We start from the raw sequence: 12,385 nt of genomic DNA, 5'->3' as shown, positions 1-12,385 counted from the left end.
TTTTCAACTCAGCTTTGCTGGGTCGTTTTTTGTTGCTTAGTCTAAACTCCAGTTGGAGATTCAAGAAAATGAAATCTGCTCCAACGCATTAGTTTCACTTGACCAACTTTTGGATCTTCTACTGTCAAAATCTCATCTGCCTCTGGCAATGTTTCGGGGTCGTTGAGCTTAAACTTGTGACCATGCTTACGTGGCGCACCTCTACCCTGATAGGCAGTAGGTTTACCCCATAGACATCGATTAGATGCTAACCTTAGTAGCAGATCCGCTTCGATATCCGCCGTTGCTGTCACAAATTTAGCGTTGCCGTAACCTCTGTCATAAGCAGCAAGTGGTCTTTTTTCTAACTGCCGACTTACAAGTTTTAGTTGAAATGCTGCCCTACTCGTTGGCGTTTCAAAGGTGGTGATCCGTTCATGTCTTAATGGCAATGCCCAACTACCATCTGCCTCTGGTATCCAGGCTAACGTACTGTAACTTTGTCCAATACCTACACCAACTCCTCTCTCCCCATGAAAAGTTCTTTCCTTGAGTGTCTTGGCGTCTGGTCTTGGCCAAAAGGTATGATCTCCTGCTAAAAATGGTTGTGCTTCTGTTTTTACCTCCTCTATCAGTAAATTCAGCAGTTTTCTTTTCTGTGGGCGACTATCATGCAGTGCTGCATATATACTCGGCCATTGCCTCCGAAATACTGGACTTTGGGACAAGCTTACAAATGATTGAATGCTTGGGCTGGTCAATACTGCATCCATTAGTTCAAATACGGCATCTTTCGCTTTACCCAAACAATCGTAGATTGCTTGCCGAAATTCTTCTAATTGTGTCAGGATCATCACATCAATGATTTATCGATTATATTCATTGACTCTACAGCAGTCAGTGTTACTACTGACTGCGTTTCTTTAAACTCTTTAGTCTTCAGTTCAGTACTATTGTCTGTTTGTTTATCTCTGATTCTCTAAGTAATTTTTTCTGAGCCTGAGCTTTTAGTCCAAACTCCAGTACGAACATTCCGTCCAGCATTTCATGTTGCCAAGAACGTGGAATCCATTCACCAAAAACATCAGTCATTGAAGAAACGAAATGCTTTTTAGGTTTCCTTTGGAACCCCCATTTCCGAATAGTTTCTGTATCTAACACTAGCTCTGGTGGTTGCCCAGAGTAGGGTTGCTTATTCCCACCAAAAAAAGAATTTTGATTCAGCTTTTCGCTATAGCAATTTTTACACCCTTCAGATATTTTTTGACACCACCAACCGCCTCGCTTGGCACGGATGATATTATCTGTTAAGTTTGCCCATTCTATATTTGTTGGCATGATTACTTCTCTCTCATTAACTTGAAATTGAACAGTTGAGTATGACTAATAAAACACCTCAAACGGAATATGATTCCCCGTGGAAGCAGATGTTGCAGTTGTATTTTGAAGACTTCATGCAATTCTTTTTTCCTCAAGCCCATACTCAAATTGATTGGAGTAGAGGTTTCGAGTTTCTAGACCAAGAGTTACAGCAAGTAGTTCGTGATGCTGAATTAGGAAAACGACTAATTGATAAATTGGTGAAAATCTATCGCATTGGGGGCGAAGAATCTTGGCTGTTGATTCATATAGAAATCCAAAGTCAAGAGGAAACCAATTTTCCTAAACGGATGTTTGTCTACAACTATCGAATTTTTGACCGTTACGATCGCTCTGTTGCATCATGCGCGATACTGGGAGATGACAACATCAACTGGCGACCATCGCAGTTTGGGTACGATTTGTTTGGTTGTACGGTTGATTTTCAGTTTCCTGTAATCAAGCTGCTAGACTATAAACAAAGGTTGTTGGAGCTAGAAGCCAGTCGAAACCCCTTTGCTACGGTGGTAATGGCTCACTTGGCAGCAGTGCAAACCCGCAGTAATAGGTCACAAAGGAAACAATCAAAACTGAATTTAGTGCGTCGGTTGTATGAGCAAGGGTTTGAACGCGAGGCTGTTGTTAACCTTTTAGTTTTCATTGATTGGATGCTAACGTTACCATTGGATTTAGAACTAGAGTTTAAAAGAGAAGTCGAACAATTGGAGGCACAACAGCGTATGCAGTACGTTACTAGTTTTGAAAGAATTGCTCGAATAGAATCTTTATTAAAAGGCATAGCTTTGGGATTAAAACTCAAATTTGGAACACCTGGACAAAACTTATTACCTGAAATTGAGAAAATTGAAGATTTCAGATTGCTGGAATCAATCTTGTCAGCAATAGAAACAGCAGATACTGTGGATGAATTGCGTTCTATTTATCAGACAGCCGATGACACACCGCTAGAAAATTAGAATTGTTTGATATTTGATTTTCAAGGTTCAGCAAGTGTTGAGTGCCGAAATTAGCGTTAATTAAGCACTCAATGAAGTATCGTTATCAATTTCTGCACCAATCTGATCAAACAGATCCGTCTGATCCCCCCAACAGTCCCAGCCAACTCTAGACGAACGTGCGAACATCTCCAGCTTGGTCATATCAGGACACAGCTTTTCTACAAGTTCAAAAAACTGTTCGGGCTTACGTGAATGCTCACGACGGGGTGAGTGTAAAATGCTTGACTGGTTTGTGAGTGTCCGTCCAGCAAAAGCCTTCACATTCCCACGAACAGCCAAAGCGCAATGTTCAGTCGAATTCCGCAACCAATGACCGACACCTAGATGTGTTTTAGTGTTATCCTTGGTAACTTTTTCCCAAGTCAGGATGGTTTTGAGTTCAAATCCCCATGTTTCTAAGCAGTGTGCGGCTTCAATCATGTGATTGTTGGTGAACCAAAGCCAAAGAACTGACCCTGTGCGATCGCTTAAGTTTGGAACAGGCAATAACAGTATTTCTCCTATGTGCATCGGCTTATAGTTAATGCGGTTTCGGTGAGTTTTATCCTGATTTCTCAGCCGATAGAACCAGGGAGGATCAATCACGATGCACTGGTATTGACCTTCTAATGTTGTTAGTCTCATGTTTAACTCCTGTTATTTTCAAACTTGTTCTGGAAATTCAATGTGGCTTAAAGTCTGAAGTTCAACAGCTAATCCGCTTAAGAAATTTTGGAGTTCGACTGTTGCCAATTCTTTGGATATCTCTTTTTCTGACGTATAAATAAGTTGCTTGTGATGCCCAAAGTAAACTTCTGTACGAGTTAAGTTTTGCTCTGTATCAGTTAACAGAGTCAAAGTAAATCTTCCAAGTTGACAAAAGTAATAGGGACGCTTTGAACTCCAAGGCTTTCCAGGTTGCCAAGTGATTTGGAGTTTTTTACCAATGTGAACGCTCATAGATTCAAAATCAACGTGGAAAATATTCAGTAAAGGAAGCATTTCGCCACTGTTGTAATGGTCTACAACGTGCTGTCTAATGCCTAGTTCTGCTAAACCTTCAGGAATATCAATGTGAGCTTCAGATAAAATTTTTTCAACTACTGTGACTATGGCTTTCATATCCGTTTAACCATCTTGTAATTTGTAAGAAAATATTTAGGAAGGTGTATTACTCGCGCTTCAATTAAACCTCTGGCAACGAACGTTATTCAGGGAATAAACAATCAGTTTCATATTCGTCATCATCCTCATCTGAACCTTCATCTTTGATAGATTCAAATTCTTCGATTGCAAAAATAGCCATAGCCACACACGCTCTTTCTGCTGGATGTGTAGCTGATTGCATCCGATATGATTCGGGGACTACATAGCCTTGGATCGCGTAGAATTTCTTAGCTAGTTTTTCAATGAGTACATCTTTCTGGAAGTAGCCGAGTTCCATATCTTTTCCCCTCAAGGTAAAATTTACCTTTGTTGTAAAAGTCTTAATTCTTGATTACTTGGCGATCGCTCTGCTTGACCAATGACCAATGACCAATGACCATTAAGCAGTAACTACAGCTTTCTTACTAGCGAAAGCCCCCGCCTGCCTTAGCGCTGCACCAGGGCTAGGGTGAGCGAAGAACTCTTCTATAGCTTTGGTCAACCCAGCCGCAACAGCCGGATCGTGGCAAGCGTAGACATAGATGGGCTGTTGCACACCGTTAACCAATCGCGTTTCTTGGCGATCGCCTAACTGTGGGTAAAACGTGCGAACCCATGTGCCCAAGTGTCCGCGATAGTGAGCGCCGCTCAGGGGGACTTTTTTTCCAAGTTCGCTCTCTGCAAAATTGACCACGCCCATCCACTTTTCTTGTGTGCTGGTAAGGGACTGTCTGTTGTAGTCAGCTAGAAGATTGGCGGCGAAGTCTTTGCAATTCTGTTCCATGTAAGGGTTGAGTCTGCCACCGGTGAGTTCGGCTAAAGTCTTCATTGCCTGTACAAAAGTATGTAGCCGTTGCTCGACTGGAGGGAGGGCTGGGATAGGTGAATGAGTTTGAGAGGGAACACTTTTAATGGCTGCAACTAAGTCTAAAATGATGGTTCTAACTTGTGCTGCGATTGTGGATTGCTGTAACATCATTGCGATTCTTAACGCCCCAAGAGCCGAAAAAACTCTCGCCTGGGATGTTTTTGATGGTAGACAGAGCATCTGTCGAGCATCCCTTAGCTCTTTACCTGTAAGGGTTTTAGTTTCTGTAGCTTGGAATTCTGAGTGATTAACTCTGTAGATTTCTTTGACTGCGGATTCTGTGACTGAAAAATATTCTGCAATCATTCCAGTAGTCGCCCAACCATTACCCTCCCAGACAGCGAACACTATTGCTTTGGCTTTGCTTAGAACCATTTCTGCGCGTGAATCATCAAGGTTAGAAAGTGCAGAAGTTCTCAATGAGGGAGACTCGATAAAAACATTTTGATTCAAAGGTAAATTCATATTGACTCCTAACTAAATTTCCAAATTTTAGATATTGATTTCAACACCACTTCTTAAGTCATATTTCACCTCAGCGAAAGTTTCATTGATTAATGCTTTGTGTGTGATAATTAGAAATCTGTAGCGGGAGAAAAACTTCCGTGCGTTCATCTAAAGTAATGGCATTCCTTTAGGTGAACGCTTTTGTATTAATCAGAAAGGTGTGAATTGGAGGGGGAAAGGGGAAAGGGTAAGGGGTAAAGGAAGGAGGAGAAAAGACTTTTCTCAATACAGTACAGAGCAAGTATTTTAAAATATGGATGTTCCCATTTCCCTTTAACCCTTCTCTTTTTTCCCTATTATTCACGGTCTAACTCCTTACTTCCTTAGCCATTGTTTGCATCCTTAGTTAATACACTTAACTGACGGTTGAGAATATTTATCTGCTGTTGGTAAAAGTCAATTTCAGCAGTGATTTGGTGGAATAATTCTTCTGGTGTGAGCGGTTGGATTTGCTCCTCTTGCAAGTACGATGTTTCGTTAGAGTTTTTGTTAGGCATCAGCACATAGCGCCAACCATCATCAAATTGTTCAGCCAACTCTGTACCCAAAGGATAGTAATAAAGTCCCAGGATGATGCCCTGTTGTGTACGCTGTTCCAAGTTAAAGCGAGGGTAGGGCCAGTGTTGAGGGATCGAGATTGTGGGTTGCATAGATGAATAGGTGAATGAAGGGAAAATGAGAGAAGAATTCAGGAATCAGAATTCAGAAGTCAGAATTCCGGGAAGAGGTGGGAAAAAGAGGAGAAAGGAAGGCAGATTTTATTAATTTCTGCACCCTGCTCTTTGTTTCTTTACTGACTCCTGACTCCTGGATTCTGACTACTGAATTACGCTGTGACTAACTCCGTTCTCTCCAGTAGCCGTTGCAATTTATCGCCAGTTAGCTGTTCTAACGGCTGATCTAAAAAATATTCATCAAAAATGGATTTACCACCAGTAGACACGTCCACCATCGACAGCGATCGCACAGCATCAAGCACCGAGTTAGAATACTGCTGCTGGAGTGAATAACGCCTTTTCACCCACCAGTTGCTGTTAGTGCATCCGACTTGCCCCAGTTTCACGCCCTTGTTGTTGTAAATGCCATCATCGAGAATTTCAAACCCATAATTTTGGCACTCGTTGAAGATATGCGCCATGATTTGGTTTTCGGTTGTGGGGGGTGTTTCTGTTTCTACTTGGGTGGGGGCTGTTTCGTTAAGTATTTTGTCCTGATGATGCCATTGGATGAAGCGATCGCAACGTATTATAGTGTTGGCACGGAATACTTCTGTATCGTTGACTATGACTACCCAGGGTTGCGTTAAGTGGTTGTCGTCATGGCTGATGCTGGCTACCAGTTTGTCATCAGCGTAATATTCGTGATGGTCAAACGAGATTTCGACTATTTTGAGGGGTTCGGGAGCTACGGCTTGGGCTTGGTCGGCGATATAGCTGTCGAGTTCGGCTTGGGCGAGGGCTTGGTTGTCAACTTTTTGAAGCTGTGTGGATTGGTGGGTGATGATTGCGTTTACCCAGGTTTGGGCCGCTCTTTTGTCTCCGGTGGGTGTTACGCCTAATTCGGCAGCGATTCTTTTGAGGCGGGGGAGGGTATAGCGGGAAAGGGCTTGCTGTGTGTAAGTTGAATGGGTCATAATAGAGTTTCCTTATTATTAGGGACAGAGAAAGCGCTTTTGATTGGTCGTCGGGGGCGCTTTCTCCATATATCTACTATAACACTTCCGTTATAAATAGCAATACTAAGTTGCTAATTTATAACGAAATCAATTATGATAAAAACTATAGTTTAATGGAGGCATGAGGAAAATGCATTGCCGCCTAGCTGTGCTTATGGCTGAAAAAAACCCAACACTGTCATTGGCTGAAGTTGCCCGAAGTTCCAACATTTCTTATCCAGCTGTTTATCGGCTGTTCACCAATGACTTTAAGCGGGTGGATACGGAAACGATTGAAAAGTTATGTGACTACTTCCGGTGTGACTTAGCGGATTTATTTGAGTTAAGGGAGGTAATAGATGTGAGTAGCTAATGCTGCTTCTCTCTCTTTACAATCACTGCCGCAAAGTAGTGCATTTTTGGAGAAACTCTCTGTGTAATTGAATAAGTCCTGGGTATAAACTCAGGGATAGAGTTTTAGGATTAATTATCGAAGTGTAAATCCTTATGTTCCTCCCTGTGTTTCTTTAACCCAGTGATTGCTTCTACTGGCAACATTTAAAATCCACATTGCAATCGACTGTAGAGAAATACTATTGATTTAATTGGGGTGGAATGACGAAAAAGCCATCCTCTAGGCGCAAAAAAAGCATTTCCTCTGTAATAAGTGATTCAGAACTATCATTCAAAAGATCAGACTCACGTATTTCCTCCCAGGAAAATGTAGATTCAGCAGCTATAAGCGTTGCAGTTGTTGAAATAGAAGAATTAAGCAAGGAAGAAGAGAGTGATCGTAATCTTCTAGAGAGGAAAGTCGAACGGGCGTTTTTTGAGGCGGGTAAAGCTTTAATGGAATTGAGGGACAGAAGGCTTTACCGTTCAACTCACCACACGTTCGAGAATTATTGCCGCGATCGCTTTGGGCATAGTCGCCAAAAATCAAATTACTTGATTGCCGCAGCTGATGTCTACGAAAATTTGACAACAATTTGTTGTCAAAACTATGGGATTGATGATTTGACAACAAATAGTTCCCAAATATTGCCGACTAGCGAAGGACAAGTTCGCCCCATGACTAAGTTAGAACCGCAGGAACAGTGGGAAGTGTGGCAAACTTCGGTTGAAATTGCAGGCGGGAAAGTACCATCAGGTCGTGTTGTCAAAGACGTGATAGAGCGGATAATGGAACGCACTAAAGCCCCAAATCCTTACCGTGTTGGCGAAGTGTGCCAGCTTCTTGTTAAAGATAACCCTGATTTACGAGGAAAAGGCGGGAATTGGTGCATTGTCAACCATGTAGGCGAATTTAGTTGCACAGTCACAATGTGGGATGGGGAGTACACCATCAGAATCGACCACATGAAGCCACTCAATTACCTGGAATCGGAATGTCAGCAGATGCAGCAGATTAGCGATCGCATCAGTAAGTTACGGGAACATGAGAACTTAGAAGAAGCTGCTCGTGCTGTGCTGAAGCATGTGGGGGAACTGAAACGACCTTATTTGACCGCATTTGAAGAAGAACTTTTGAAGTTTATAGAAGAAAAATGTTTATTGAGTAGTGAAGTAGCAGGTAACTTTACTGGCTGCTGAGGACGAACGTGGTATCTCCTCTGGTAACTTTCCCTTTAAGGATATTTTTGAAATTAAGCCAAGATGCTTGTAAACTAATGCCCCTTTAGTCCGCACATCTCGGCTCGATGTTTTTATGGCAAAACAGCCACCAGCGCTACTGGAATCGGTAAAAAGTAAGTTTGTCGACCAAGCCGAGGAAGTTTTCTCTCGGTTTGTAACCAATTTGAAATTTTACCTGCTGCCAATCGTGTTTGTTCAAGCAGATGGGATTCTATAGTTACAGAGTCTGATTTAAGCGCCTCCTTTTCCAATAACGAAATTAGTTTGTAAACGTCATCAGCACAAGCACCTTGGGGCTGCAACGGGTCTTGAACATTGTTATCAAAAGCATAAAATGTTAAGTAAGAAAGTGTATTTGGTGATAAGTTAATTTCTGCTTCACGCATCGGATGGGTGGCAAATAACAAATAACGCGTGCCTTCGAGGTTAGGAAACAAATCATATAGACGGATAGCAGAAATTGTAGTAAAGTCTGCCTCGCGCTGCCTTGCTAAAGAGCAGGCAAGTTCACCTATAGGATCAACACCTTCGATTGGACGATGTTTTAGGACATTTCCTTTTTCTTTTTTAGTCCAAGGACGAAGACCAGCCAATAAATAGGTTTTCCCATCGCTACCAAAGAGCTTGAACTCTGGATCGAAGGTTACTTTCTTGCTTTGGATTGTTGCGATTTTTGCTTCAGCCTTCTCGATTGTGGCGACCTCCCCGAATACAGGACGATCCCATAACAAAGTATCAAACTTTAAATTGAACCTCTTTGTTTCAGAAAGTGGTAGTCCTAATTGTGTCCAACGCTCAAGCCGCTCAACCAACATTTTACGATCAATTACTGATTGCCCCTGAATATGTTTCTGAATTTCTCCTAGTTGCTGCTCCATTTCCTCGTTTTCTGTCTTGGCTTTTCTAAGAATTTCGTCTATAAGTTGTACCCGATCAGCTTCTACAGCGTTAAAGATTTCATCTTCCTCTTCACTGCTAAGTGAACCAAGAATTTTCAGTCTTAGCCTTTCGTCTTTTATACCTAGTGCTTTGAAGCGCTCACGCAGAGCTTTATCTCTCCTTTCTTCGTGGGTGCCGGCAATAATCAAGTAGTAGGCAGTGACATCAGAAATTTGTCCTAGACGAGCAACACGGCCATTACGTTGCATCAATACAGCTGGAGAAGGACTCAAGTCCCAATGCACTACCTTATTTGCCACCTGGAAGTCAAACCCCTCATCTGCTGCTGAGGTAGCTACTAAAACCCGGACAGGACTTTTTAAATCGCGGAATCTAGAAACAGCTTTGTCTCTTGCAGATAAGTCGAGATTACCTGTCAACTTTTCACTTTCTCTTGGTAGTGCTTTAGTTATGATTTCACAAGTCTGTAAACTTTCAGTAAACACTAAAAAACGCGAACTAGGATATTGCTCAAGCATATCCTTAAGCCAGTTAAGCTTGCGGTTTTCTACTCCACTACCGTCACTAGCATCTGCTAAATTAAGTAACTTTAATCCAAGCTCTGTCAATTCAAAAACTTCCTCTGGTTCAGCAATAAAAGTATTGTCATCGCTATCGCTGTTACGTAACTTTTTGCTGAATTCCTGAATCTCCTTAATTTGCCCTCTCTGTGAGAGAATTTTATTACTAAATTTAAAGTTATCGCTAGGAAACTCTACAGTTAAATGTCCAGACTTCTCTGTTGGATCATAAGCTGCTAGTTTTTGAGAAATCTCTTTAATCAGCCTACGCAGATTTTCAGTACCAGGTGATATATCTTTCCTATATACATCCTGAGTTTCCCATTTCAAATGCCGAACGCACCATCGGAATATCCAGCAGGCTCCTGCGAGTGAACTGCTAGTAAGCCGCTTTTCAAGTTGTGAGATTGCAAATCCACCAAAGTTCTCACCATGATCTGTATAAATCCTTTTGACTGTCTCGCGGATTTGCTCAATAACCTCAAGGTATTCAGGGCTAGTGTCAAGATCAGGACGCTCAATTTTGAGGTTGGGAAATAAACGGTCATCAGACCAATTGAAAACATTGTCTTGATGTCGCCAAATAACTGCGGCAGGCGATTCTTCTGATTGTAGATTGCCTATAAGTTGTGCCTCGTTTAACTCTGGGGAATAAGCATTTGTAACAACTGAGGTTTGATGAGTAAGAAGGCGAAGTAAATTAACAAACTGGGGTTTGGAGCGGAAAGGAGTTGCACTCATAAAGACCACAAGGCTAGGTGGTTCAGAATTAGTCCAAAAATTCCCAGTAATCATTTGATAAGCAGCTTCGTATGTCCTAGTCGTATTTGTCTCGATTCTTTTTAGGTTAATTAAATCACCATCACTTGCACAATGGTGACATTCATCAATGATCAGAATTTCAGGATTAACACGCTCTGTTGGCAACTTTTTTTTATGTGCTTTTTTCACATAACGCCTTGCTGCATCCATGCTAGCAATATGAATGCCACTGATATTGTTTTTGCCATATTCTATAAAAGAACTGTCAACTTGAACAATATTTTGTTCACCAATAGCCCCCTGTATGACTGATTGCAGTTTTAAACGAACATCATCTAAAAGACCACCTTTAGTAAGGTAAAGGCAGCGAAATTGATCAACACTTCCACGAGCAATCAAAAGATCCCGCAATACTAATCCAATTTCAATGGTTTTTCCAAGCCCTACCTCATCTGCAATTAGCAAGCGCTTTACTCGGTCTTCGTTTATCTTCATATACTGTTGCAGCGCAAGTTGATGAGGAAATGGATCTTTGTCGCTTGCAGTAATACGACCGGAAAAGATATTGGCCAATAACTCAAGTGCGCCAAGGCGCATGATGGTATTGACACGAAAATTAGGGTTAAGTGTTTTGCTTCCAATTACACTCTCACCAGGATAGTATTCCTCAGACTGTGCAATACGCTTCTCGACATCCTTGAAGCGTGAGAATAGATTGTCCCAATCTCGAAAACTGCCAAATGGAATCCCACGTCGTTGTGTAAGTTCATTCTTATTTGCAGTAGTTCCAATCGTATATGAGTAATGAGTATAAGCAGGTGCATCCGGATTTTCTGGATCGGCGATAACTAAATCGGCATCTTTGCCATCTACGGAGGGAATCTCAAAAAGCTGGTAAGCCATGATTTATTAGTGCCTAAGTTCTAAAATTTGGTTAACCTAATTTGCATAGCCTAAACTGGTTAACCAAATTTAGGTATATAAAATATATAACTGATCTGTTTAAAGTATGTCAAGGTAAAAAAATAGACAAAAACTTTATTGCAGGTTAAGTAGCAAATGATGGATGGAATGTCGTCAGCCACGTATGGAAATTTATCTGTACAGTGACAATGTGAGGTAGAGACTATACTGTGAAAAGCAGCCACCTGAAGTCACTCAAATATTTGTCTGCCAAGTATGAGCAGATGTGCAGGTTTGCGATGGTGCGAGCGCCTGCCGTAGCTGATCGCATTAGTAGATTACGAAACAACAAGAATTTAGAAAAAACAGCAAAAGCTGTGTTGAAGGGCTTGGGGGTACTGAAGCGATCGTATTTGACTACGGTAGAGGAGAAGTTGTTAGGTTTGATTGAGCGGGAATATGGGATTAGCGATTAGCCCTCTTCTGTAACTTTGGGAGAGGCCAATCACTGAAAGCCTTTGGGAGTTTTAATTTCCAGATTTAGCAGTGGTGATCAACGCCTTGCGGCATCAAAGCTTTGGGCAGGGTTGCAGGCGAAAAGGTATATCCCGCTTGAAAACGTGAAACTCTTGCTGTGGCTAAGTGTAGACGGTTGGGTGCAGGGTGTAGGAAAAAAATCAGAAAAGCCAAAATTAAGTGCAAACTTAATAAATTCCTTTATTACTAAACCCCACACCCATAGGTCTTATAGTCGATTTAGCTTTAAGGGGCGTGCCATTCGGTTTTGTAACAATGTACTAAGGATGAATAATGCCGAAGTAAATAGCGACGACACTTAGAATAATCACGCTAGTAACCAGGGTGAGGGCAATACGAAATCCCTTGTTAGGCAATTGTTCGCGGGTCAGCACGCTATCTGCTTGTACCTGAGTTATTGGCTCAGTTTTTGATTCGGGCTGAATATGGGAAGTAGTATCGTTTGACAAAGGAGCTTTACTCTCGAATTTTGTTGTTTGAGCTTCTGGTGATTGCATAGATTGCGTTGATTTTTGGGACTATCTTTACAATTGTTAATAAAGTTTTTAATTAATACCTCTTTCTGAAGAAAAGTTTT

At 41.6% G+C, this 12,385-nt stretch carries 14 protein-coding genes; 4 read left to right on the top strand and 10 right to left on the bottom strand.

What is annotated here, in order from left to right; translation table 11 throughout:
* Positions 1 to 41 precede the first annotated feature (41 nt).
* A complete protein-coding gene (locus RM049_RS35680) occupies positions 42 to 833 on the bottom strand; it encodes a transposase (protein ID WP_322707587.1) in 792 nt (263 codons plus the stop codon).
* Positions 834 to 918: 85 nt separating this feature from the next.
* The gene (locus RM049_RS35675; protein ID WP_322707586.1) at positions 919 to 1,317 is read right to left on the bottom strand and encodes a DUF5131 family protein; all 399 of its coding nucleotides are present in this window, start codon (positions 1,315 to 1,317) and stop codon (positions 919 to 921) included.
* A 41-nt stretch (positions 1,318 to 1,358) separates the two neighbouring features.
* On the opposite strand from RM049_RS35675, the gene RM049_RS35670 reads away from it, so the two are divergent.
* Positions 1,359 to 2,315, top strand: coding sequence for a cytosolic protein (locus RM049_RS35670; protein WP_322707585.1), 957 nt, complete (start codon positions 1,359 to 1,361; stop codon positions 2,313 to 2,315).
* A gap of 60 nt (positions 2,316 to 2,375) precedes the next feature.
* On the opposite strand, the gene RM049_RS35665 is transcribed toward RM049_RS35670, so the two are convergent.
* From RM049_RS35665 to RM049_RS35640, 6 genes are all read right to left on the bottom strand, one after another.
* Positions 2,376 to 2,981, bottom strand: coding sequence for an MT-A70 family methyltransferase (locus tag RM049_RS35665; protein WP_322707584.1), 606 nt, complete (start codon positions 2,979 to 2,981; stop codon positions 2,376 to 2,378).
* Between the two features lie 18 nt (positions 2,982 to 2,999).
* Positions 3,000 to 3,458, bottom strand: coding sequence for a hypothetical protein (locus RM049_RS35660; protein WP_322707583.1), 459 nt, complete (start codon positions 3,456 to 3,458; stop codon positions 3,000 to 3,002).
* An 85-nt stretch (positions 3,459 to 3,543) separates the two neighbouring features.
* Entirely contained in the window at positions 3,544 to 3,780 is a 237-nt protein-coding gene (locus RM049_RS35655; protein WP_190737789.1) for a hypothetical protein, read from the bottom strand.
* A 102-nt stretch (positions 3,781 to 3,882) separates the two neighbouring features.
* On the bottom strand, positions 3,883 to 4,815 hold the full coding sequence (locus RM049_RS35650) for a hypothetical protein (RefSeq protein WP_322707582.1): 933 nt from the start codon (positions 4,813 to 4,815) through the stop codon (positions 3,883 to 3,885).
* Positions 4,816 to 5,180: 365 nt separating this feature from the next.
* Positions 5,181 to 5,507 carry a hypothetical protein gene (locus tag RM049_RS35645; RefSeq protein WP_069069908.1) on the bottom strand — a complete coding sequence of 109 codons (327 nt, stop codon included), beginning with the start codon at positions 5,505 to 5,507 and terminating at the stop codon, positions 5,181 to 5,183.
* A gap of 176 nt (positions 5,508 to 5,683) precedes the next feature.
* The gene (locus tag RM049_RS35640; RefSeq protein ID WP_322707581.1) at positions 5,684 to 6,490 is read right to left on the bottom strand and encodes a hypothetical protein; all 807 of its coding nucleotides are present in this window, start codon (positions 6,488 to 6,490) and stop codon (positions 5,684 to 5,686) included.
* A 163-nt stretch (positions 6,491 to 6,653) separates the two neighbouring features.
* Here RM049_RS35640 and RM049_RS35635 point away from each other — a divergent pair, with 163 nt between their 5' ends.
* Both RM049_RS35635 and RM049_RS35630 read left to right on the top strand, forming a co-directional pair.
* Positions 6,654 to 6,884: a helix-turn-helix domain-containing protein gene (locus RM049_RS35635; protein ID WP_104899384.1), complete on the top strand. Its 231-nt coding sequence runs from the start codon at positions 6,654 to 6,656 to the stop codon at positions 6,882 to 6,884.
* Positions 6,885 to 7,126: 242 nt separating this feature from the next.
* Entirely contained in the window at positions 7,127 to 8,104 is a 978-nt protein-coding gene (locus RM049_RS35630; RefSeq protein WP_322707580.1) for a hypothetical protein, read from the top strand.
* 113 nt (positions 8,105 to 8,217) lie between these two features.
* Here the strand turns inward: RM049_RS35630 and RM049_RS35625 are convergent, their stop codons facing one another.
* Positions 8,218 to 11,271, bottom strand: a complete 3,054-nt coding sequence (locus RM049_RS35625) for a DEAD/DEAH box helicase (protein ID WP_322707579.1) — start codon at positions 11,269 to 11,271, stop codon at positions 8,218 to 8,220.
* 230 nt (positions 11,272 to 11,501) lie between these two features.
* On the opposite strand from RM049_RS35625, the gene RM049_RS35620 reads away from it, so the two are divergent.
* A complete protein-coding gene (locus RM049_RS35620; protein ID WP_322707578.1) occupies positions 11,502 to 11,747 on the top strand; it encodes a hypothetical protein in 246 nt (81 codons plus the stop codon).
* Positions 11,748 to 12,068: 321 nt separating this feature from the next.
* On the opposite strand, the gene RM049_RS35615 is transcribed toward RM049_RS35620, so the two are convergent.
* Complete coding sequence (locus RM049_RS35615) at positions 12,069 to 12,305, bottom strand: hypothetical protein (RefSeq protein WP_292822754.1); 237 nt, start codon at positions 12,303 to 12,305, stop codon at positions 12,069 to 12,071.
* Positions 12,306 to 12,385: the final 80 nt, after the last annotated feature.

This window comes from Nostoc sp. DedQUE04, assembly GCF_034530995.1.
Lineage (GTDB): Bacteria > Cyanobacteriota > Cyanobacteriia > Cyanobacteriales > Nostocaceae > Nostoc.
The sequence above is the reverse complement of the archived record's forward strand: the minus strand, read 5'-3'. Positions and strand labels throughout refer to the sequence as shown.

Excerpts from the sequence above, each read along its gene's own strand:
- RM049_RS35660 (WP_322707583.1), bottom strand. The coding sequence starts at position 3,458 with ATGAAAGCCATAGTCACAGTAGTTGAAAAAATTTTATCTGAAGCTCAC.
- RM049_RS35640 (WP_322707581.1), bottom strand. The coding sequence starts at position 6,490 with ATGACCCATTCAACTTACACACAGCAAGCCCTTTCCCGCTATACCCTC.
- RM049_RS35630 (WP_322707580.1), top strand. The coding sequence starts at position 7,127 with ATGACGAAAAAGCCATCCTCTAGGCGCAAAAAAAGCATTTCCTCTGTA.
- RM049_RS35665 (WP_322707584.1), bottom strand. The coding sequence starts at position 2,981 with ATGAGACTAACAACATTAGAAGGTCAATACCAGTGCATCGTGATTGAT.
- RM049_RS35625 (WP_322707579.1), bottom strand. The coding sequence starts at position 11,271 with ATGGCTTACCAGCTTTTTGAGATTCCCTCCGTAGATGGCAAAGATGCC.
- RM049_RS35645 (WP_069069908.1), bottom strand. The coding sequence starts at position 5,507 with ATGCAACCCACAATCTCGATCCCTCAACACTGGCCCTACCCTCGCTTT.
- RM049_RS35655 (WP_190737789.1), bottom strand. The coding sequence starts at position 3,780 with ATGGAACTCGGCTACTTCCAGAAAGATGTACTCATTGAAAAACTAGCT.
- RM049_RS35680 (WP_322707587.1), bottom strand. The coding sequence starts at position 833 with ATGATCCTGACACAATTAGAAGAATTTCGGCAAGCAATCTACGATTGT.
- RM049_RS35615 (WP_292822754.1), bottom strand. The coding sequence starts at position 12,305 with ATGCAATCACCAGAAGCTCAAACAACAAAATTCGAGAGTAAAGCTCCT.
- RM049_RS35635 (WP_104899384.1), top strand. The coding sequence starts at position 6,654 with ATGAGGAAAATGCATTGCCGCCTAGCTGTGCTTATGGCTGAAAAAAAC.
- RM049_RS35670 (WP_322707585.1), top strand. The coding sequence starts at position 1,359 with ATGACTAATAAAACACCTCAAACGGAATATGATTCCCCGTGGAAGCAG.
- RM049_RS35675 (WP_322707586.1), bottom strand. The coding sequence starts at position 1,317 with ATGCCAACAAATATAGAATGGGCAAACTTAACAGATAATATCATCCGT.
- RM049_RS35650 (WP_322707582.1), bottom strand. The coding sequence starts at position 4,815 with ATGAATTTACCTTTGAATCAAAATGTTTTTATCGAGTCTCCCTCATTG.